At 40.1% G+C, this 23578-nt stretch carries 20 protein-coding genes; 14 read left to right on the top strand and 6 right to left on the bottom strand.

The annotated features are described in order from the left end of the window. The first annotated feature begins 24 nt into the window (after positions 1–24). The 14 genes from ACYVM0_RS10350 to uxaC all read left to right on the top strand — a co-directional run bounded on the left by ACYVM0_RS10350 (position 25) and on the right by uxaC (position 20737). A complete protein-coding gene (locus ACYVM0_RS10350; protein WP_460556503.1) occupies positions 25–789 on the top strand; it encodes a rhamnogalacturonan acetylesterase in 765 nt (254 codons plus the stop codon). Between the two features lie 4 nt (positions 790–793). Continuing rightward, positions 794–1717: an alpha/beta hydrolase gene (locus tag ACYVM0_RS10345; protein ID WP_460556500.1), complete on the top strand. Its 924-nt coding sequence runs from the start codon at positions 794–796 to the stop codon at positions 1715–1717. 7 nt (positions 1718–1724) lie between these two features. Further along, positions 1725–2744 (top strand): alpha/beta hydrolase fold domain-containing protein, encoded by a 1020-nt coding sequence (locus tag ACYVM0_RS10340; RefSeq protein ID WP_460556497.1) that lies wholly within the window; start codon positions 1725–1727, stop codon positions 2742–2744. Next, on the top strand, positions 2741–4606 hold the full coding sequence (locus ACYVM0_RS10335) for a pectinesterase family protein (protein ID WP_460556494.1): 1866 nt from the start codon (positions 2741–2743) through the stop codon (positions 4604–4606). The genes ACYVM0_RS10340 and ACYVM0_RS10335 overlap by 4 nt, the downstream gene beginning before the upstream one ends. 186 nt (positions 4607–4792) lie before the next feature. Then, positions 4793–5581: an SDR family oxidoreductase gene (locus tag ACYVM0_RS10330; RefSeq protein ID WP_460556491.1), complete on the top strand. Its 789-nt coding sequence runs from the start codon at positions 4793–4795 to the stop codon at positions 5579–5581. A 526-nt stretch (positions 5582–6107) separates the two neighbouring features. Next, positions 6108–7151: an oxidoreductase gene (locus tag ACYVM0_RS10325; RefSeq protein ID WP_460556488.1), complete on the top strand. Its 1044-nt coding sequence runs from the start codon at positions 6108–6110 to the stop codon at positions 7149–7151. Between the two features lie 209 nt (positions 7152–7360). After that, entirely contained in the window at positions 7361–8131 is a 771-nt protein-coding gene (locus tag ACYVM0_RS10320) for an SDR family NAD(P)-dependent oxidoreductase (RefSeq protein ID WP_460556485.1), read from the top strand. Positions 8132–8283: 152 nt separating this feature from the next. Then, complete coding sequence (gene kduI / locus ACYVM0_RS10315) at positions 8284–9114, top strand: 5-dehydro-4-deoxy-D-glucuronate isomerase (RefSeq protein ID WP_460556482.1); 831 nt, start codon at positions 8284–8286, stop codon at positions 9112–9114. Positions 9115–9321: 207 nt separating this feature from the next. Beyond that, complete coding sequence (locus ACYVM0_RS10310) at positions 9322–11718, top strand: glycosyl hydrolase family 28 protein (protein WP_460556479.1); 2397 nt, start codon at positions 9322–9324, stop codon at positions 11716–11718. Positions 11719–11848: 130 nt separating this feature from the next. Then, entirely contained in the window at positions 11849–13744 is a 1896-nt protein-coding gene (locus tag ACYVM0_RS10305) for a glycoside hydrolase family 88 protein (RefSeq protein ID WP_460556476.1), read from the top strand. A gap of 1 nt (position 13745) precedes the next feature. Beyond that, a complete protein-coding gene (pelA, locus tag ACYVM0_RS10300) occupies positions 13746–15833 on the top strand; it encodes a pectate lyase (protein WP_460556473.1) in 2088 nt (695 codons plus the stop codon). A 98-nt stretch (positions 15834–15931) separates the two neighbouring features. Beyond that, positions 15932–17431 (top strand): tagaturonate reductase, encoded by a 1500-nt coding sequence (locus ACYVM0_RS10295; protein ID WP_460556469.1) that lies wholly within the window; start codon positions 15932–15934, stop codon positions 17429–17431. Between the two features lie 7 nt (positions 17432–17438). Continuing rightward, positions 17439–19082 carry a UxaA family hydrolase gene (locus tag ACYVM0_RS10290; RefSeq protein ID WP_460556466.1) on the top strand — a complete coding sequence of 548 codons (1644 nt, stop codon included), beginning with the start codon at positions 17439–17441 and terminating at the stop codon, positions 19080–19082. A 254-nt stretch (positions 19083–19336) separates the two neighbouring features. Beyond that, positions 19337–20737, top strand: coding sequence for a glucuronate isomerase (uxaC, locus tag ACYVM0_RS10285; RefSeq protein WP_460556462.1), 1401 nt, complete (start codon positions 19337–19339; stop codon positions 20735–20737). 116 nt (positions 20738–20853) lie between these two features. Here the strand turns inward: uxaC and ACYVM0_RS10280 are convergent, their stop codons facing one another. The 6 genes from ACYVM0_RS10280 to ACYVM0_RS10255 form a co-directional block, all read right to left on the bottom strand. Continuing rightward, positions 20854–21189: a DoxX family protein gene (locus ACYVM0_RS10280; RefSeq protein WP_460556459.1), complete on the bottom strand. Its 336-nt coding sequence runs from the start codon at positions 21187–21189 to the stop codon at positions 20854–20856. Positions 21190–21227: 38 nt separating this feature from the next. Next, a complete protein-coding gene (locus ACYVM0_RS10275; RefSeq protein ID WP_460556456.1) occupies positions 21228–21542 on the bottom strand; it encodes a rhodanese-like domain-containing protein in 315 nt (104 codons plus the stop codon). Then, positions 21526–21750, bottom strand: coding sequence for a DUF6132 family protein (locus ACYVM0_RS10270; protein WP_460556453.1), 225 nt, complete (start codon positions 21748–21750; stop codon positions 21526–21528). Before ACYVM0_RS10270 ends, ACYVM0_RS10275 begins: the two co-directional genes overlap by 17 nt. Positions 21751–21754: 4 nt before the next feature. Beyond that, complete coding sequence (locus tag ACYVM0_RS10265) at positions 21755–22222, bottom strand: OsmC family protein (RefSeq protein ID WP_460556450.1); 468 nt, start codon at positions 22220–22222, stop codon at positions 21755–21757. Between the two features lie 2 nt (positions 22223–22224). Beyond that, positions 22225–22434, bottom strand: coding sequence for a YgaP family membrane protein (locus tag ACYVM0_RS10260; protein WP_460556447.1), 210 nt, complete (start codon positions 22432–22434; stop codon positions 22225–22227). 212 nt (positions 22435–22646) lie between these two features. Next, entirely contained in the window at positions 22647–23432 is a 786-nt protein-coding gene (locus ACYVM0_RS10255; RefSeq protein ID WP_460556443.1) for a polysaccharide deacetylase family protein, read from the bottom strand. Between the last annotated feature and the right edge of the window lie 146 nt (positions 23433–23578).

The raw sequence follows: 23578 nt of genomic DNA, 5'->3' as shown, positions 1-23578 counted from the left end.
CTTTTTAAACAAAATACAGGCAGCATGAAAAAGTTTGTTTATTTCAGTACAATTCTTTTATTGGTAACAGCTTTTGTCTTTCCTCCTAAAAAGAAAATTAAATTGTACCTGGTTGGCGATTCTACCATGTGTGAGTATGAGCCATCACGGGCACCCCTTACAGGCTGGGGCATGCCTTTTAAGTATTTCTTTGATTCTACAGTGGTTATTGATAACAGGGCAAGAGGTGGCAGGAGCACCCGTACATTCATCAGTGAAAACCGCTGGCAACCTGTGGCAGATAGTTTACAGGAAGGTGATTATGTGCTGATACAATTTGGCCATAATGACGAAGCTAAAGAAGAAAAATATAAAGACAGGTATACTCCTGTTGCTGATTATAAAGCAAACCTTGTTACATTTATTACTGAAACGAGAGCTAAAAAAGCCAACCCTGTTTTAATTACCCCGGTAACAAGAATGCGTTTTGATAAAGAAGGAAAGATAGAGGAAACGCATAAGGAATATTCCGCCGCTGTTTGGGAAGTAGGTAAGCAGTTAAATGTTCCGGTTATTGACCTGGATGCAAAGAGCCGTGAACTGTTGCAACAATTTGGCCCGGCCAATTCAAAATTCCTTTTTATGCAATTGGATTCACTTGAACATCCTAATTATCCCAACGGGCAGAAAGATAATACTCACTTTACTGAGTTTGGCGCAAGAAGAATGGCAGAGTTGGTATTGGCAGCAATAAGAAATTTAAAGCTGGAACTGGCCGATAGAATTGTTGTTCCCGCAATAAAGAAATAGACTTATGAAAAAGACGCTTCTATTGTTATGCAGTATGTGTTATGCTTTATCAATGCAGGCACAGCAGTTTATCCCTTTATGGCCTGTTGGCAAAAAGCCCAACAGCAACGGCAAAAAAATTACGGATAGTATTTTTAATGAACGGGCCTGGCGTGTAGCCGATCCTGGTATATATGCATTCATTGTTCCTAAATCAGATAACAACGGCAGCTCGGTACTGATCTGCCCCGGCGGCGGGTACGAAAGAGTGTCTTATGTGTATAACGGATTCACATTTGCCCGATGGTTCAATACATTGGGTATAAATGTTTTTGTGCTGCTGTATCGTTTACCCAACCAAACGGATTTGGCACAAAGGGAGTTAGCGCCTTTGCAGGATGCACAAAGAGCTATGCGTATCATTCGTGCCAATGCTGCACAATGGAATATTAAGCCGGATAAAATTGGGGTGATGGGTATTTCCGCAGGCGGGCATGTGGCCAGCACATTGGGTACGCATGTAAATGATGAGTCGGCAATTAAAGATTCATTGGATGGCTATAGTTATCGTCCGGATTTTATGGTGTTACTTTCGCCGGTTATTACCATGGGTAAATACGCACATCCCGGAAGCAAAAGGCTTTTTTTAGGTGCAGATACTACCGCTGCAATAGTTGAAAAATATTCTTCTGAATTACAGGTATCTTCTTTTACACCCCCCACATTTATTGTGCATGCTTTAAACGACAGTACGGTAAATGTGCGGAACAGTTTACTTTTTTATAATGCCCTGGCAGATAAAAAAATAAATGCCAGCATTCATGTATTTCCGCAGGGCGGGCATGGGATACGGCTAGATGAAAATCCGGGTTCTACCGATTTGTGGTTAAATTTACTGGAACTGTGGCTGAAAGAAACCGGTGCTGTAAAACCCAATCCTTTTAAATAATTGATTGATGACAGGGAGAAATTATCATAGTGCTAAAATACTGGTTGCATTAACCGGCATATGGGGTTTTGCCGCCACAGCAACTGCGCAAATGCTCACAGGGCTTACGGGCAGGCCAGATACTTCATTCTCTGTTTACAGTGCTTATATAAATGCAAAAAAACAATACCCGGGCATTTCAATTGCCGGGAAAGAAAAACTACCATCAGTAACAAATAAAGCAAATATTACTTACAGCAAGGTTGGTAAAAGATCGTTGAAAACAGATGTGTTTTATCCAAAACAAAACGCAGCTGCATTACGCACTGCTATCATCATTATCCATGGCGGAGGATGGCGGTCAGGCAGCAGAACACAGCACCAACCGTTGGCACAGCAGCTGGCAGCATTAGGGTATGTTTGTTTTACCCCGGAATACCGGCTTTCAACAGAAGCACTTTTTCCGGCTGCCATTTATGATTTAAAAGCGGCAATACGATGGGTGAGGGATCATGCGGATAAATACCAGATCGATACCGCTAAAATTGTGGTTGCCGGTTTTTCTGCAGGTGGCGAACTGGCAGCTTTTTTAGCAACAACGGGCAATATGCCTTTATTTGAAGGCGGTAATGGCCCGGTTAAAACGCCATCGCATGTAAATGCACTGGTGGATATTGACGGCACACTTTCTTTTGTACATGCAGAAAGTTCTGAAAGAAGCGATACCGGTAAAAGTATCGGGGCCAGTACTTACTGGATGGGGTATACGCAAAAGGAAAATTTTACCCTGTGGCAGGCGGCCTCTCCTTTAAGCTATGCCGGGGCCAATACACCACCCACTTTATTTTTAAACAGCGCCGTGGCAAGAATGCATGCAGGCCGGGATGAGTATGTGAAAATATTGCAACAGTATCATATTTACACCGAAGTACAGACCTTTGAAAATTCGCCGCATGCCTTTTGTTTGTTTAACCCCTGGTTTATACCCACTGTAAATTATATAGACGCATTTTTGAAAAAAGTATTTAACCCAAATAGAGAAAGATGAAAAAAATTGTTTTGTATACAGCATTACTGTTTTTGGTTTTGGACGCTACTGCGCAAACCGCTAACCCACAACAATACAAATATGTATTTACTGTTGCCAAAGATGGCACCGGCGATTATTTATTTATACAGGATGCCATTGATGCCATGAGGGTATACCCATTGGCACCAATCACTTTGTATATTAAAAACGGTGTGTACAATGAAAAGATAGAATTGCCTGCCAATAATACGGATGTGAACTTTATCGGGGAAAGTGTGGATAGTACCATTATTGTTTTTAATGATTATTCAGGCAAAGGAAAGCTGACCACCTTTACTTCCTATACCGCAAAAATTTCGGGCAACCGTTTTCGTGCAGAGAATATTACTTTCGCCAATAATGCCGGTGCTGTAGGGCAGGCGGTAGCATTGTATGTTGACGCTGACAAAGCAGTATTTAAAAATTGTAAATTCCTGGGCAACCAGGATACCATTTTTGCCAGTGGCGAAAAATCGAACCAGTTATTTGACAGCTGTTATATTGAGGGCACCACAGATTTTATTTTTGGTCCGGCCACAGCAGTGTTTAAGAACTGTGTCATTAAAGGTAAAACCAACTCGTTCATTACAGCAGCAAGTACAAGCATTGGGAAAGCATACGGGTTTGTTTTCGTGGATTGCAAAATCATTGCAGACAGTGCAGTAACAAAATTATACCTGGGCAGGCCCTGGCGCACCAATGCCAGAACTGTTTTTATTAATTGTAATTTGCCGAAGGTAATAGCACCGGAAGGCTGGGATAACTGGAATAATCCTGCCAATGAAAAAACTGTTTTTTATGCAGAATATAAGAACACCGGCGAAGGGGCAGTAATTACCAACAGGGTAAAATGGGCCAGACAATTAAATAAACAACAGGCCGGTTTATATAGTCTGCCTGTTATATACAACTATGTTAAGGCGGTAGATTCAAATGGGTATGCATGGTTTAACAGGCCGATTGTGAAAACTTTTGATAAAACTTTATTTGTGAATAAATCAGGTGTAGAAATACCGTTATACAAAAATGGCGTACCCAATTCAACAGGGGCCTCCGACAGAGAAAATTCTGTTTTTAAGGATAATGTAACCCGGATAGCAAAGGTGAGTAATCCCACGCTTACTATTTTTAAACCTGCAAAACCCAATGGCAAAGCGGTGATCATTTGCCCGGGTGGTGGTTACAGTATTTTAGCATTTGATAAAGAAGGTACAAAAGTGGCCGAAGAAATGAACCGCTGGGGCATTACAGCTTTTGTGCTGAAGTACCGCCTGCCCGACGATAGTTTTAATATTGACAGGAGCCTTGCACCATTACAGGATGCACAACAGGCAATTCGTTTAGTAAGAAGCAATGCCAGAGAATGGGGCATTAACAGTAAACAAATTGCCATCATGGGATTTTCTGCTGGAGGCCATGTGGCTTCAACCGCTGCAACACATTTTGATTTTAAAGCGGATGCAAACAATAATGATACAACATCTGTGCGTCCCGATTTTGCAATACTCATCTATCCTGTTATAAGTTTTGATAGTACGATCACTCATAAAGGCTCCCGCAATAATTTAATAGGCACCAAAGCCACCATTGAAAAAACAAATTTTTTCAGTAACGAATTACAGGTTACCAAAAATACGCCGCCTTCTTTCCTGGTACAGGCGGGTGATGATGGTGCCGTGCCGGTAGAAAACAGCCTGCGTTATTATGAAGCCTGCATAAAAAACAAAGTGCCGGCCGAAATGCATTTATATCCCAAGGGCGGCCACGGTTTTGGAATGAATAATAAAACCACCGATGATAACTGGCTGGAAAGGCTTAAGAACTGGATCAACCGCTGGTAACGGGGGTGGCAACCTTAAACTATTTGCCTCAACTTAAAAGCCGGGCAGCACTTTAGCGCATTTTTTTCCATCATACAGGTACAGGATAGTGTAATGTTGTAAAATGATAATCTTACAAAATAATTATCCGATTGCATACATTTTGCCTGCGCATTAAACTACATTTGAAGTATAATACAAACACATATGGATCTACATTTAAAAGATAAGGTGATCATCGTTAGTGGTGGCGCAAAAGGCATTGGCGAAGGCATTGTAAAAGTATTGGCCGCAGAAGGTGCTGTAACCATTATTGTTGGCCGCAACGAAGCAGATAATGTAAAAACAGTGGCTGCTGTGGAAGCCGCCGGCGGTAAAGCTTTCCAGGTGGTAGCAGAATTATCGGAGCCTGCGGAATGCGAAGCAGCAGTTAAAAAAGTAGTAGAAAAATTCAATCGTATTGACGGCCTGGTAAACAATGCCGGTGTAAATGATGGTGTTGGTTTAGAAAGCGGCAATTACGAAAAGTTTATGGCTTCCCTGCATAAGAATTTAGTGCATTATTATTTACTGGCACATTATGCCTTACCTGAATTAAAAAAATCAAAGGGCGCTATTGTAAACATCACCTCCAAGACTGCAGATACCGGCCAGGGCAATACCTCTGCCTATGCGGCAAGCAATGGCGGAAGAAATGCATTAACAAGAGAATGGGCGGTAGAATTATTAAAATATGGTATCAGGGTAAATGCAGTAGTGGTGGCAGAATGTTTTACGCCTTTATATGCCAAATGGATTGAAACATTACCCAATCCGCAGGAAAAATTAAAAGAGATTGAGGCCAAGATTCCTTTGGAAAACAGGATGACAACAGCAGAAGAGATTGCGAATGCGGTGGCCTTTTTGTTGTCCTCAAAATCAAGCCATACCACGGGGCAATTAGTATATGTGGATGGCGGTTATGTGCACCTGGACAGGGCTTTGGCCAATGCGTAGATTTTATTGCATCGCAAAAAAATAATAGCCACGGATTACACAGATTAACACGGATTTTTAGTCTTTCCTGTATGCTGTATTCATCTGTGTAAATTGGTGTCATCCGTACATACCACGGGGCAATTGGTATATGCAGATGGCGGTTATGTGCACCTGGACAGGGCTTTGGCCAATGCGTAGATTTTATTGCATCGCAAAAAAATAACAGCCACGGATTACACAGATTAACACGGATTTTTAGTCTTTCCTGTATGCTGTATTCATCTGTGTAAATTGGTGTCATCCGTACATACCACGGGGCAATTAGTATATGTGGATGGCGGTTATGTGCACCTGGACAGGGCTTTGGCCAATGCGTAGATTTTATTGCATCGCAACAAAAATAATAGCCACGGATTACACAGATTAACACGGATTTTTAGTTTTTCTTGCAGTATGCTGTATTTATCCGTGCAAATCCGTGTAATCCGTGGCAAAACAAAACCACTTAGTGGTTTCAATCTTAATTGTGGATTAAACATCGATCATGCAAACTATTAAAACTGCATTGTGTTCTTTCGGTATGAGTGGCTGGGTGTTTCATGCGCCGTTTTTGAATTTACATAAAGGCTTTGACTTGTATGGCGTGTGGGAAAGAAGTCAAAAAAAGGCAGCAGAAAAATATCCTTCCATAAAATCTTTTGATAGCTACGAAGCTTTACTGAATGATGAAGCCATTGAACTGGTAATTGTAAATACACCCAACTATACACATTTCGATCTTGCCAAAAAAGCATTGCTTGCCGGTAAAAATGTAATTGTTGAAAAACCATTCTGCATTACCGTTACAGAATGTGACGAACTGATTGCACTGGCGAAAGAAAAAAATAAATTATTATCCGTTTACCAAAACCGCAGGTACGACAGTGATTATAAAATAATAAAAAAAGTAGTTACTGAAGGCTGGCTAGGCGATATTGTGGAAGCCGAATTTCATTTCGACAGGTTTAGTGAAATACTCAGTCCCAAAGTGCATAAAGAAACACCCGGTCCCGGTACAGGATTATTATACGATCTCGGTTCTCACCTTATTGACCAGGCGCTGCAATTATTCGGCATGCCACAGGCCATTTTTGCAGATATTATTGCTGCAAGAAAAATTTCATTGGTAGATGATTATATGGAGCTGCTCTTATTCTATCCCCGGATGAGGGTGCGGATAAAAGCAAGTTACGTGGTAAGAGAACCATTGCCTTCCTATGCATTGCATGGCACCAAAGGTTCTTTTATTAAAGCCAGGACCGATGTGCAGGAAAAAGCATTGCAGGCCGGCCTATCACCGGGCATTAAAGATTGGGGCAAAGAACCTGAAAATGAAATGGGTTTGTTACACACTGAAAAAGATGGTCAGCTGATCCGTAAATACCTTGCCGCTGCCAATGGGAATTATATGGATTATTATGATGGTATTTATAAAGCCTTAACTACCGGCAGTGATTTACCGGTAACTGCAGAAGAAGGCAGAGATGTGATAAAGTTGATAGAAAAAGCCTATCAAAGCAATGGTCAAAAACGGGTGGTAGAGCTCTGAAAACAGGATCATTCCCGAAGCTTTTTTGGCACCCGGAGCCAGTAAACAAACAGTGAAAAGACAATGGATTACAAGGTATTTATGAGAATAAAGAGAAATACATTTTGTAAGTAAACGTTATCGGCAACGTTTGCGTAAATAAAAGCCTTTTAATAGTTTTTTCCCTTGAAATATAGTGGTAAAATTGATGTTCCTAAACGATTGTAAAAATGAATATTTTAGACCATTTTAAGCTGAATGGAAAAACGGCATTGGTAACAGGATGTAATAAAGGAATCGGTAAAGCAATGGCCATCGGTCTGGCTGAAGCAGGGGCCAATATCATTGGTGTATCCGCCAACCTTGCCCTAAGCGGCAGCGAAATAGAAAAAGAAGTGACTGCATTGGGCCGTACTTTCAAAGCTTATCAATGCGATTTTGGTGACAGGCCCTCCCTCAAAAATTTTACTGAAAAAGTGGTGGCAGAAAATCCGCAGATCGATATTCTTGTTAATAATGCAGGTACTATCATGCGCAACCCTGCGGCAGAACATAGTGATGAATACTGGGATAAAGTAATAGCCATTAATCTTGATGCACAATTTATCATTACCCGTGAAGTGGGTAAGAAAATGATTGCACAGGGTAGTGGTAAAATTATTTTCACAGCATCCTTACTAAGCTTCCAGGGAGGCATTAATGTGCCGGGCTATGCAGCCAGTAAAGGCGCTATCGCCAGTTTAATAAAAGCTTTCGCTAATGAGTGGGCATCTAAAGGCATTAATGTAAATGGTATTGCACCGGGTTATATTGCCACCGATAATACCGAAGCATTACGTGCTGACCCGGTTCGCAGCAAATCGATACTGGATAGAATTCCGGCTAACCGTTGGGGTGAGACAGCAGATTTTAAAGGCGTAACCGTTTTTCTCGCCAGCAAAGCCAGTGACTATATGAATGGAAGCATTGTTACCGTTGATGGCGGATGGATGGGAAGATAGGAAGTACGGTAAATAAAGTATAAAGTAGACAAGTAAAAAGTAAATAAAGTATAAAGTTTGAATATTGAAAGCGTAACGTGATATAAAAACAGTAGCTGTCAAATGCTGCCACTCACGGCTCAGCACTCATTATTCACAATAAAATAAAACACATGCAAATAAGATTCCACAACAGCCCTGCTGAAGTAAGCCGGATGAATGCTGAAGAACTACGCAGTAATTTTTTAGTACAGAATATCATGAAGCCAGGCGAAATAAATTTTGTCTATTCTCATTACGACAGGGTGATCATTGGCGGAGTGGTACCCACCACTAAAGCAATTGCATTGCCAACATATGATTGTTTAAAGGCAACTTATTTTTTAGAGCGCCGGGAACTGGGCGCTATCAATGTAGGTGGCGATGGTGAAATAATTGTGGATGGTAAATCTTACGAGGTAAACAGGCTGGATTGTTTATACATGGGTAAAGGCAGCCAGAAAGTTTCTTTCAAAAGCAAATCAAAAAAAACACCAGCTAAATTTTATTTGCTGAGTGCTCCTGCACATGCATCATACAAAGTGCAGCTGATGAAAAAAGAAAAAGCATCACCCACAGAAATGGGGGCGGTATTTACAGCCAATCAAAGAACCATTTATAAATACATTCATGCAGATGGATTAAAAAGCTGCCAGCTGGTGATGGGTTTAACCATTTTAAAAGAAGGCAGTGTGTGGAATACCATGCCAACGCATGTGCATGACCGAAGGATGGAAGCGTACTTCTATTTTGATGTACCCGAAAATCAAAAGATCATTCACCTGATGGGGCAACCCACCGAGACCAAACACCTGGTAGTAAGTAATGACGAAGCCATCATCTCGCCGCCATGGAGTATTCATAGCGGATGCGGTACCAGTAATTATGGATTCATCTGGGGTATGGCCGGAGAGAATTTTATTTATACCGATATGGACCCGGTAAACATAAATGATTTACGTTAATACAACCCTGTTGGCGGCTTTTGGCCCCGGCGGCGGTTGAGAAAAGTTCTTTAAATTTTTTTGAGCCGGGCTGCAATGCTTTGTTCATCTTCATTGGTCCCCAACTTGTTGGGGACACTCTTATACATAAATAAATCTATATTGAACAGTACAGAATTTATTAAATAAAAACTTTGTGGCCTTTGCGCCTTTGTGGAAAATAAAAACATGAAAAAGTACATAACGATATTGCTTGTAACCTTCAGCAGCCTTGCCTTTATGCTGCCTGATAAAAAGCCCACCATTTTTTTAATTGGCGACAGTACCTGTGCCAACAAACCCCTGGAAGATAATCCGGAAAGGGGCTGGGGACAATTATTTCCCAACTACTTTACCAATGATGTGGAAATACAAAACCATGCTGTAAATGGCCGCAGTACAAAAAGTTTTATTAATGAACATCGTTGGGATACGGTGATGAGCCGTTTAAAAGCCGGCGATTTTGTAATGATACAGTTTGGGCATAATGATGAAAAAGTAGATAAAATCGAAGTAGGAGCACCGGCGCATACAGTGTATAAAGAAAATCTGATCCGCTTTATCAATGATGTAAGAAGTAAAGGTGCAACTCCGGTTTTAATTACGCCGGTAATGCGCCGCAGTTTCGATTCTACTGGCAAGTTTGTAGATTCTCATGGTGATTATCCTGCTGTGGTTAAAGAAGTAGGAGCCCAAATGAATGTATCCGTAATTGATCTGCACCAAAGCAGCGAAGCATTAATATTAAAAGAAGGATTTGAAAACAGCAAACGTTTTTTCCTGCACATTCCTGCCAATCATTTTAAAGATAAAAAACCAAAAGAAGATAATACCCACTTCAGCGAATATGGTGCTGCATCAATGGCGTCACTGGTTTGCCAGGCAATTAAAGATCAGCATTTACCCATGGCAAAATATTTAGCACCCTCTGATTTTAAAGAAAAATTTGCTTTTGAATTACCGAAGATCTATACACCGCATTTTAAGAAAGATACTTTTAATATTGTAAACTATGGTGCTGTTGCAGATGGATTGACTTTAAATTCTGCTGCTATTAATAAAACCATTGACGAATGTGCAAAGAACGGAGGCGGGGTAGTAGTAGTGCCAAGAGGAAGTTTTGTAACCGGCCCCATCATTATGAAAAGCAATATCAACCTGCATTTAGATAAAGGGGCTTTAATTATTTATACTTCCGATTTTAATCAATACCCATTAGTAGCTTCAACATTTGAAGGGGTGGATGCTGCAAGATGCCAGTCGCCATTTACTGCGGAAAACCTGGAAAATATTGCTATCACCGGCGAAGGAATTATTAACGGCAATGGTTTTTACTGGAGGCCGGTAGGTAAAGATAAACTTACCGAAAGCCAATGGAAAGCCCAGCAAAAAAACTATGGCGGTGTTTTAAACGAAGCTAAAAAAACATGGTATTCATCTGAAAAAGCATTGAAAGGCTCTCTTACAAATAATATCGGGAAATTAGCGGGCGGAAAAACACTACAGGATTTTGAAGACGTGAAAGATTACCTGCGCCCTAATATGATCAGGATCTTTCAGTGCAAAAATATTTTGATTGAAGGGGTAACTTTTGAAAACTCTCCGGCATGGACAACGCATCTTAATGCCAGCGAACATATTACGATCAGGAATCTGACTGTAAAAAATCCATGGTTTGGCACCAACACAGATGCACTGGACCTGGAAAGTTGCAAAAATGCTATAGTGGAAGATTGCCATTTTGATACCGGCGATGATGGTATTTGTATCAAGAGTGGCCGTGATGCTGAAGGAAGAAAAAAAGGGTTGCCTACAAAAGATGTGATCGTTAAAAACTGCGTGGTATATCATGCACATGGCGGTTTTGTAATTGGCAGCGAAATGAGCGGCGGTACCAATAACATGTTTGTAAGTAACTGTACATTCATTGGTACAGATATCGGGCTTCGTTTTAAAACCACCCGTGGCCGTGGCGGTATGGTGGAAAATATTTACGTTAACAATATCAACATGAAAGATATTGCTGCTGAAGCCATATTGTTTGATATGTATTACATGGCAAAAGACCCGGTGGTTTTAGCAGGCGAAAAAAGAGAGCCTCCGGTGGTGGAAATGAAACCGGTGGACGAAAGCACACCACAGTTCCAGAATTTTTACTTTAGAAATATTACCTGCAATGGTGCAGCAAAAGGAATATTTGTAAGAGGCATTCCCGAGATGCATGTAAAAAATGTATGGATAGAAAATGCGGTATTGCAGGCTGATGAAGGAATTGATATACAGGAGGCCAGCAATATAACATTGAACAATATTACCATGATAAGTAAGAATACCAACCCGGTTACTTATGTTTTAAACAGTGATAATATTACGCTGAATAATTTAAAATATAAAGACAGTGCAGCAGTGTTGGCAATGGTGCAGGGCGAAAGAACAAAAGCTGTTAGTATTTTAAATACGGATGTTACAAAAGCAAAGCAAAAATTACAAGCCGGCTTTGGTGTTACAGAAGCTACGGTAAGCTGGGCAATACCACAACCAGCAATTGAAGTAAAGAAAAAGAAAGGTAAGGGAAAAGCTAAATAGGGGATATAAAGTACAATAGGGTGGGTCACTCCTTAAAGAGTGGTTCACCCGGTTAAGATAAGAGAGGATTGAATGATCAATAAAAAATGTTCGTCACAAAAAATAAATATTTCCCGAAGGGAATTTAATTATGAAAAAAATAATTCTGATTCTTTTAGTGGCAGTTTCAGTAAATGGAATGGCGCAAACACCCGGCGAAAAACTGGCTGCAACAGTTTTAAATATATGGAAAGATACTGTTCCCATTGGCAGCACTACCAAATGGAGTTACGATATGGGCGTGGTGCTGAAGGGCTTTGAAGGCCTCTGGCAAAATACGGGTAATGCAGAGTACTTTAAAGCCATCCAGAAAAAGATGGATTACTTTATTAAAGACGACGGCACCATAAAAAACTACGATAAGGAAGATTATAATATTGATATGGTGAACAATGGTAAACTGGTGATGTTGCTTTACCGCGTTACTGGAAAAGAGAAATATAAAAAAGCTGCTGATGTATTGCGTAGCCAGCTGGCATCACACCCACGAACAAACGAAGGTGGCTTCTGGCACAAGAAAGTGTATGCCAATCAGATGTGGCTGGATGGTTTGTATATGGGAGAACCTTTTTATGCAGAGTATGCTATGTTATTTCACGAAGACAGTGCTTTTAATGATATTGCCAACCAGTTTATCTGGATGGAAAAACATGCAAGAGATACTAAAACCGGACTATTATACCATGCCTGGGATGAAAGCAAACAGCAGCAATGGGCCAATAAAACAACGGGTGCATCGCCGCTTTTCTGGGCAAGGGCAATGGGCTGGTATAGTGATGCATTGGTAGATGTGCTGGATTATTTTCCTGCAGCGCATCCCAAAAGGAAAGCCCTGGTAGATATTTTAAACAGGCTGGTTAATGCGGTAGAAAAGCAACAGGATAAAACCACAGGCTTATGGTATGATATCATGAATTACAGCGGCCCGGGTAAAGAAAAAAATTATTTTGAAGCCAGCGCAAGCTGCCAGTTTACCTACGCTATTGCAAAAGGGGTGCGTAAAGGATATTTGCCCGCAGCAAAAATTGCCATTGCTAAAAAGGCTTATGAAGGAATTTTAAAACAATTTATAAAAGAAGAAAATGGACAAACCGTTTTAACAGGCACAGTAAAAGTAAGCGGACTTGGGGGTAGCCCTTACCGTGATGGAAGCTTTAATTATTACATGAGTGAACCCGTGATAACCAATGATCCCAAAGGAATGGGAGCATTTTTATTGGCTGCCAATGAAATGGCGCAGGTACCAACACAATCCGTTGGTAAAGGCAAAACAGTAATGTTAGATCGCTGGTTCAACAGCGAAAAAAAGAAAGATGTTACGGGTACTGAAATATACTGGCATTATGTGTGGGATGAAAAAAGCAATTCCGGCTTTACCACTTTACAGGGTATCATTGAAAGGTACGGAGCTTCGGTGGCATCACTGGATGTGGCACCCACTGCTGCTAATTTAAAAAAATCTTCGGTATACATTATTGTTGACCCCGATCATGTAAGAGATAACCCTAAGCCGAATTTTGTTACAGCAAACGATGTAAAAGTAATCACAGATTGGGTGAAGGCAGGCGGTACATTACTATTAATGGCCAACGACAGCAACAATTGCGACCTGCAACACTTCAACCTGTTAGCCGGTGCTTTTGGTATCAGGTTTACTGATAAAAGCCTGAACATGGTGAAGAATGATATTTTTGAACAGGGGGTGGTGTATCCGGGAGCCAATAACCCGGTGTTTAAATCTCCCGGCAAAATGTATTTAAAAGAGATCAGTGCACTGGAAATAAAATCTCCTGCAACCGCCAATGCTGTAAAAGAAGGTGATGTAATTATCGCCACTGCAAATTTTGGAAAAGGAAAAGTATTGGCAGTGGGAGATCCCTGGTTATACAACGAGTATGCCGACGGTAGAAAATTACCTTCTGAATACGAGAATTATAAGGCAGCAGAGGACCTGGTAAAATGGTTATTAACGCAATCAAAAAAATAAATTGAACAACATAAAAAAACTGGTATTGATTCTTGTTGCAGTAATAGCTGCAAAGTCTGGTATGGCGCAAACGGTAATTACTGTAGCGCAGGATGGAAGCGGTAATTTTAAAACCATACAGGAAGCGATCAATAGTTTACCCGGGGAAGATAATAAGACACAACGTGTTATTTTTATTAGGAAAGGCGTCTACAATGAAAAACTTTTCCTGGAGAAAAATTTCATTACACTGCGTGGAGAAAATCCGGAAAGTACGGTGGTCACTATTTCGCAGGCAAGAGAAGAGTGGCGTTGCAGCAATAAAGATGATTATGGAACTGCAGCCATCAACTTACAGGGTAATGATATCACTTTGGAAAATTTATCTTTCATCAACAGTTATGGTAAAGATGCAAAGGCGGATAAAGAGATCGTTTGTGCTAAGGAAGGTGGCAATACCAAAGTGATAAAGCCGGGCGGGCATCAAATGGCATTGCGCTCTTTTAAATCTACCCGGTTAAAAGTAAAGAACTGTATCTTCAGAGCCTATGGTGGCGATACGGTAAGTCCATGGAATACCTGGGAAGGCATGTATTATTTTAAAGATTGTGTGATGGAAGGCGGAGTGGATTTTTATTGTCCACGTGGATGGGCATTGGCAGAAAACTGTACTTTTATCTGCCACAATAATAATGCTGCAATATGGCATGACGGCAGCGATGTGAAAACATCAAAAACAGTATTATTAAATTGCAGTTTTACCGGTGATGATGGCTATAAATTAGGCCGCTATCATAAAGACGCACAATTCTATTTACTGAATTGTAATTTCTCTGGAAACATGGCTGATGCTGAGATATATTTAGTGACTTCAAAAGATGCTAAAGACACATTGAAATGGGGCAAGAGAGTATATTACTACAATTGTAAAAGACAAGGCGGTAAAGACTATACCTGGTATAAAGACAACCTGCCTGCTGACTTTGGTATCAATGAATTTAACGAGGCCTGGGTGTATGATTACAAATGGGACCCGGTAAAAGGCGAAAAAAATAAGGAAGAATCAGCTGCAATGGCAGCTACTGCTACTGGTCTGGCTGTTGGTAGTGCTACTGATGCTGAAGCAAAAACGGTATCAGATCCGATTGCAGATAAGATGCTGATCTATCAACGCAAAAACGGGGGCTGGCCAAAACATTTCCAGGGCAACAGAAATGTAGATTACAAACGAGTATTGAATGATGTGGAATTAAAAGAATTGAGAAGCGGTTATGAAGAAGGTATTGATGCAACAATAGACAATGAAGCCACTACAAAAGAGATCAGGTACCTGGTAAAAGCATATAAAACTTATAAGAACGAGGCTTATCTTAAAGCCGCCGAACACGGGATTGAGTATTTATTAAAAGCCCAATATGACAATGGCGGCTGGCCGCAATATTATCCCGATTTCAGCAGTTACCGCAGCCAGATCACGTACAATGATAATGCTATGGTGAATGTGCTGAATGTATTGCAGAATGTAGTGCTGGGTAAAAATGATTTTGATGTGATTGATAAAGCTTACACCGGAAAATGTAATGCCGCTATTCAGAAAGGCATTGATTGTATTATTAAAACGCAAATAAAACAAAAAGGAAAACTTACTGCATGGTGTGCACAGTATAATGCCAGAACATTACAGCCTGAAACAGCAAGAAAGTTTGAATTAGCTTCTTTAAGTGGCAGTGAATCTGTTGGCATCGTACGTTTTTTAATGCAGCAACCCAATCCTTCCAAAGAAATTATTACGGCTGTTACTGCTGCTGTGGAGTGGTTTGAAAAAGTAAAAATTGCCGGGTATAATTTTGTAGAAGTTAAAGCACCGAATGAAACCAGTGGCAGGGATAGAGTATTGGTAAAGGATGATAACGCTGTAATATGGGCAAGATTTTACAACCTGGAAACCAATGAACCTTTTTTTACCGGCAGGGACAGTCAGCCTAAAAAAACAATTGCAGAAGTGGAGAATGAGCGCCGTATTGGTTATTCCTGGTATGGCACATGGCCAGAAAACCTGATTCATACAGAATACCCGAAATGGCTGGAGAAGTGGAAGGTGAAAAAGTAAATGAAGCGTAAAGGGTAAGTAAAGTAGCTGAAGTAAAGTAGCTGAAGTAAATAAAGTATAAAAAGTAAATAAAGTAGCGGTAAATAAAATTTTAAACAATGACACTATCTAAATTCACCTTAAAAAATATACAGGGTAAAAACGTACCTGATGGAATTTTTGACCTGCCTGAAAAAGTATTGCAATTTGGTACCGGCGTTTTATTGCGTGGGTTACCCGATTATTTTATTGATAAAGCCAATCGCCAGGGCATCTTCAACGGAAGGATCGTTGTAGTAAAATCAACCAGTGGCGGCGATGCTGCTGCCTTTGAAAAACAGGATGGCCTGTACACTTTGTGCATTCGTGGATTGGAAGATGGAAAGGCGGTTTCAGAAAATGTTATTTGCTCTGCCATCAGCCGTGTGCTTTCTGCAAAAGATGAATGGGATGCTATTTTAAAATGTGCCCACAATCCTGATATGGAGATCATTGTTTCCAATACCACCGAAGTAGGTATTGAATTGGTGAAAGATGATATCAAGCATCACCCGCCCGTTTCCTATCCCGGAAAATTATTGGCTTTTTTATACGAAAGATATAAAGCCTTTGATGGCAGCGACCAATGTGGAATGGTAATTGTGCCTACTGAACTGATCAGTGATAACGGAAAAAAATTAGAAGCGATTGTATTGGAACTGGCACATTTAAACGGGCTGGAAGAAAATTTTATTGAATGGCTGGAAAAACACAATCACTTTTGTAATTCACTGGTGGACAGGATCGTTCCCGGTAAACCCGATGCCGCTGCTAAAAAAGCATTGGAAGATGAATTGGGGTATACGGATGACCTGATCACCATGAGTGAAGTGTACAGCTTATGGGCTATTGAAGGTAGCGAAGCGATCGCTTCGGTATTATCATTTGCCCAGGCAGATAAAGGTGTGGTGATCACCCCCGATATTCATGTGTTTAAAGAATTAAAATTACGTTTATTAAATGGTACGCATTCTTTAAGCTGCGCTGTTGCATTTTTATCAGGCATTGTTTCGGTAAAAGAAGCCATGGATAACCCGGTGATATCAAATTTTGTAAAGGAATTAATGACCAATGAAATTGCAAAAGCAATTCCGTATGAATTACCACAGGAAGATGCACAGGCTTTTGCAGGAAAAGTGTTAGACAGGTTCCGCAATCCAAGCATCGAACATCACTGGATCAATATCAGCCTGAACTATACTTCTAAATTAGAAATGAGGATAGCACAGGTATTGCTGCGTTATGCGGAATTGTATAAATCAGTTCCGGAAAATATGGCCCTGGGTTTTGCCGCTTACCTGGTATTTATGAAAGCAGTAAAACAGGATAATGAAATTTATTATGGTAACTTTAACGGAGCAGATTATCCTATTAAAGATCCTAAAGCGGGTTATTTCTTTGAACAGTGGAAAAATTACCCGGTTCAGCAACTGGTAAAAAATGTATTGAGTAATGCGTCTTTATGGAATGCCGATCTTTCTGCTATCCCCGGCTTTGCAGAAAAAGTAACAGAGGATGTGGAAGATATTTTACAATACGGCATGCTGGAAGTAATTCAAAACGAGAAAGTAAAAATTTAAAATTATAATGAAGCAACAGGTTTTAAAAGTTAAGCCAATAGATAATGTGCTGGTGGCATTAACGGATCTTAAAAAAGGGCAGACCATTGAATTTGGTGGCGAAACTTTTGTTTTACAGGATGACGTAAAAGCAAAACACAAATTCTTTACAACAGATCTGAATGAAGGTGACAAAGTAATTATGTATGGTGTGCTGGTGGGCAAGGCGCAACATTTTATTGCTAAAGGCAGCTGGATGAATACAGAAAACATCAAGCATGCTGCTGATCCCTATTTTTACCGCAATACCAATTTTAAATGGACGCCGCCTGACGTTTCTAAATATGCAGGCAAAACATTTAATGGATACCACCGCAGCAACGGCGATGTGGGCACAGCTAATTACTGGTTATTTATTCCCACGGTATTTTGTGAAAACAGGAATTTAGATGTGATAAAAGAAGCGTTACATAACGAATTAGGCTATGCCGTTACTGACCGCTACAAACAATACACCCACCAGTTAATTGATGCGTATAAGAACGGACAGGATATTGAAAGCGTAAATATTTTTTCTACACCGCCTTCTCCTGCAGCTAACCGCACTTTTAAAAATGTAGATGGTATAAAGTTTTTAAATCACCAGGGTGGTTGTGGTGGTACAAGGCAGGATGCAGGTATACTCAGTAAATTACTGGCGTCTTATGCTAATCATCCTAATGTTGCAGGTGTAACCGTGTTAAGTTTAGGTTGCCAGAATTTACAGGTGGCTGATTTTAAAAATGACCTGCAAACACTCAATCCCAACTTTGACAAGCCTTTATACATTTATGAGCAGCAACAATCGCAAAGCGAAGAGCAATTGATTGCAGAAGCCATTAAAAAAACATTTGAAGGTTTAATTGAAATTAATAAACTGGAACGTAAGCCTGCCCCATTATCTAAATTATGCATTGGCGTAAAATGCGGTGGCAGCGATGGTTTCAGCGGTATCAGTGCCAATCCCTCTGTAGGTTACCTGAGTGATTTAGTTGTAGCGTTAGGCGGAAAGATTTTGCTGGCAGAATTTCCTGAACTATGTGGTGCCGAACAAAATTTAATTGACCGTACCATTGATGAAGCGGCTGCAAAAAAATTCATGCACTTAATGGGTACTTACAGCGAGCAGGCCGAAAGAGTGGGCAGTGGTTTTTATATGAACCCTTCGCCGGGTAATATTAAAGATGGTTTAATTACCGATGCTATAAAAAGTAATGGTGCTGCATTAAAAGGCGGTACATCACCGGTTGTGGATGTACTGGATTATACCGAACCTGCTACCAAACCCGGTTTAAGCCTCGTGTGTACTCCCGGCAATGATGTGGAAGCAACAACCGGTAAAGCGGCAAGCGGCGCAACATTGATTTTATTTACCACGGGTTTGGGTACACCTACGGGTAACCCTGTTTGCCCGACCATAAAAGTGAGTACCAACAGCAACCTTACCAGGCGCATGAATGATATCATTGATATTGATTGTGGCCCGGTGGTGGAAGGCGATAAAACCATTGAAGAAATGGGTGAAGCTATTTTAGAATATTGCATTAAAGCTGCCAGCGGAGAAATTATTCCTAAAGCAGTACTGCTGAACCAGGATGATTTTATTCCGTGGAAGAGAGGCGTGAGTTTATAAGAGCCGGGCGCTTTCAGCGACCTGAATCCTAAACAAAGAAAGCAGGTGGTATAGTAACAAAATGCAAATATTCAGTGTTCAATTTTTCAACTATCAATGTTCAATGAAAAAACAGTGTATTCTTTCTACATAGCTTCATTTGCAGCAAAGAAGTTAAAAGTAAAAAGCTATGCGTTTTTATTGAGTATTGAACATTGAGCATCGGTTACTGAACATTTATTTATAAAAAACTGCGTTAATTAATCACAGATATTATGAAAAGGTTCTTAGATGAAAATTTCCTGCTGCAAAGCAAAACAGCGCAAACACTCTATCATGAGTTTGCCAAATCAATGCCCATAATTGATTACCATAATCATTTACCACCCGAACAGATTGCGAATGATGTGAACTTTGCCAACCTTACACAGGTATGGTTGTATGGCGATCATTACAAATGGAGGGCCATGCGTACCAATGGTATCAATGAAAAATATTGTACCGGTGATGCCGGCGATTTTGAAAAATTTCAGCAATGGGCTGCAACTGTACCTTATACTTTACGTAATCCCTTATACCACTGGACGCACCTGGAATTGCAGCGTTATTTCAATATCGATAAAATTTTAAATGCAGATTCTGCAAAAGAGATTTATGATGAAGCCACTGCTTTATTGCAAACCAAAGCCTATAGTGTAAGAGGGTTACTTACAAAGATGAATGTAAAAACATTATGCACTACTGATGACCCTACTGATACTTTAGAATTTCATAAAAAGATTGCAGCAGATAATTGTCCTGTGGCAGTTCGTCCGGCTTTTCGCCCCGATAAAGCCATGAATGTAGATGATGCGGCCATTTTTAATGATTATGTAAATAAGGTGGAAGCAGCTGCCAATGTTTCGGTAAGTAGTTACAGTGATTATTTAAATGCATTAAAAAAACGTCATGATTTTTTTGCTGCCATGGGGGCTTCCGTTTCTGATCACGGGCTGGAACAGATTTATGCAGAAGATTATACGGATGCAGAGATCAATACCATTTTTGACAAAATAAGAAAAGGCTCTACATTAAGCCTGGAAGAAAATCATAAGATAAAATCGGCCATGCTGATTGAATTTGCCAAATGGGATTGTGAAAAAGGATGGGTACAGCAATATCATTTAGGCGCATTACGAAATAATAATGCCCGAATGTTATCGCAACTGGGCCCCGATACCGGGTGGGACAGTATCGGTGATTTTTCACAGGCTAAAGCGCTGGCTAAATTTTTGAATAAATTAGATACTACCGATCAGTTAGCGAAAACCATTTTATACAATCTTAATCCTGCTGATAATGAACTGATGGCTACCATGATCGGCAATTACAATGATGGCAGCAGTGCAGGTAAAGTACAGTATGGCAGCAGCTGGTGGTTCCTCGATCAGAAAGATGGTATGACCAAACAAATGAATGCGCTTAGCAATATGGGCTTGCTGAGTAAGTTTGTGGGCATGTTAACTGATAGCAGAAGCTTCCTGTCTTTTCCAAGGCATGAATATTTCCGTCGTTTATTATGTAACATGTTTGGCGAAGAAATTGAAAATGGAGAATTACCTGATGATATTGCGTGGACAGGAAAAGTGATTGAGGATATCTGCTACAATAATGCGAAGCAATATTTTGGATTTTAATAACTAATAAACCCATAATCGGAGTGCAGCAGTAATTGCTGCACTTTTTTATTGCGGTATTGCTTATGCTTCACGGTGTTTTTTATGATTGGCTGCAATTACAATAAGGCATACAATCAGCAATGCACACCGGTTGGTGAGCCTGCTGCAAACCAGCCATTATCAGCATGTATTAAAATGATACCGCAAATAAGTTGCAGCATAAACCAGAGGCAGATGATGCGTACCAGGTGACCGGATGCTAAAATAAGGCCTGCTAAAATTTCAAGGATGGTTATGGCCCAGGCAAAAAAAATGCCTGCAGGTAAACCTTTGTTATCTAACAGTTCACCCAATTCACTTACGGTATTCATTGATAAGCGGGCAATGCCATGCGATACCATGATCAATCCGATGGCAACTCTTAAAAATGTTTTGGTATGTGCTGCACCAATAAATGGAAATCCGTTCACGTGACAAATATTGTACACCTGAAATTAATAAAAATATCTTACAATTTATTTTGTAAACCGCTCCAGCCACCGCCATTAAATACTTTGGTAAACCCGTTTGTTATCAACAGGCTTTTTGCCGAAGCGCTTCTCATACCCGAAGCGCAACAGGTAATAATGGGTTGCTCTTTATCTTTTAATTTAGAAAGATTGCTGAGCAACTGGTCAACAGGAATATTTAGCGACCCTTTAATGTGGCCGCTTTCAAATTCGCCTTTACTGCGTACATCCAGTATAACAGCGCCTTCTTTTACTAATTGGGCATAATCAGTTTTACTGCCCATGCCAAATAAATTCTTAATTGTGTTTATCATCCTGGTCTGGTTTTATTTTTTTATTGGTAAACAGGCTGAAAATTAATCCGCCCAGCAAAGCGCCATACAGCGTTGCATTCACAGGTTTTGATGTGATAAAGCAGGTGCCTGATGAGCAGCCGATATTGCGCCAGTATATATAACCGGTTATAGCGCCCAGTGCAATTCCAATAATGGTAAGCAAATGTTTTTTTATAAAGTCTGGCATGCTTTTAATTTTCAGCAATCAACGCTTCAGGTATTTTATTGTTAAATATACACACGCCATTATACATTACTTCCCAGGTTACCGGTAATGCTTTTTTCAGCATCTGGCTAACCCCGCAATATTTTTCCTGCGATAACGTAACCGCTTCAAGTGCCGCATCTTCAAAAGCCTTATCGCCTCTAAATTCATAAATCACATGTATGGCAATATATTGTATCGGTTGCTGTTTGCTCAGTTCGCCGGTTACTTTAATGTTCAGGTCCTGCACTTCTTTGCCGGCTTTACGCAGCAGGGCAACAATATCCATACCGGTGCAGCCTGAAAGTGCAGTAAGTACAAAAGGTTTGGGAATAGGGCCGTTATCTTCGCCACCCACTCTTTCCGGTGCATCCATAATAATGGTATGTCCGTTTACCAATGCATTAAATTGCATTTTACCCATCCATTGGGTTTCTATTTCGTGCTGTGCCATGGTTAAGGAGTTTTTGTTTTACAGGTACTGATGCCCAATATGGTGTACAGCGGGCAAAAACTGATCACACTGGTTAATACAAATACCCCGGCAATGATCAATAGTACGATGCCCAGGGTACCTGTTATCACATTGGTGAAATACAATACTGCAACAACGGCTGCAATTAACAGTCTTGTAATTCTGTCGGTAGAGCCCATGTTTTTTTTCATTGTAATTTATTTTAGGTTTACAATAGTTGACAATAAAAGATCAAAGCCGGCAAATGGAATAAATAAAGCTGCAAACAAACGGCTTTTATCTTTTTGATTACAACACAAAACTACAATGTGAAAACTGCCCGTTATGTGACTTTAGTCACATTTGACGTTGACCTGCCTCAGCAAGTCGGTTTTTAAAATAGTAACAGGTCTTACTGGTAACACTAGTTCGCTGGTTTTAAGGAAGGTAATAAACGCTTTTTTAATCCGGGTTGTAGTGATCCGGCGAGGGTAGAGTACAGGTAATTTAAATTATAAGAAGGGGATTGCGATTTGATCGCATTGGGCAATTCGCAACCATCCATAATAGCTATACCTGTTTCAGATAAAGAAAAGTTAGAGATGTCAACACTTTTATAACAGTAATCGTCTACTTCCGTGATGGCCCAGTCGTATTCAGAGGAGTCGATTACTTTGCTGTCCAGTTCCTCTTTTTCTTCTTTCTTGTATAGGGTCAATGCTTTTTGTTTATCTGTCAATACCATTTTTGTAAAATTAGCAATGCTGTTTTTGCTGATAATGTCTTCTATCGTAATTACCTTACCTGTGTGGGTATCAAAATTAAAATAAGTGTTCCATGATGAACAATAGGCCCTACAGCCTTCCTGGAAAATATACAGGGAGAGTATATTATTCTTATTAAGTGTTACTTCATACGATAAATTGATGGTTCCGTTAGCAGCCATATCTTTTAAACCCTGACGGGTACTAACGGTGCTGTCTTCAGTTTCTTTATCAATAATGGTTGATTTGATAAAAGCATTGATCAATTTACCTGCGCCTGCGTTTTTTGTGATCACTACAGGATAAATGAGCGTGGCCTCTTTTGTGTTATAGTATTTTTTATCTGGTAAACTTTTTATTTCTTTAATGGTAACAGGTTGTGCAAATGCAGCAGGGCAGTATAATGAAATGAACAGTATGATATTAAACAGGTAGCGTATGCTCATCAGTGTTTTTTAAAGTAAAATATTATGCGGAAATAATTTATGCCGGTTAAAGATAAACAGATTTACCTGCTTGCGTAAAATTACGGTGCAACTAAATAGCTAAGATATTTCAGATAAATCGTTAACATTTGTTAGCAGGTCTTTCT

This window comes from Ferruginibacter profundus (genome assembly GCF_054783275.1).
The sequence above is the reverse complement of the archived record's forward strand: the minus strand, read 5'-3'. Positions and strand labels throughout refer to the sequence as shown.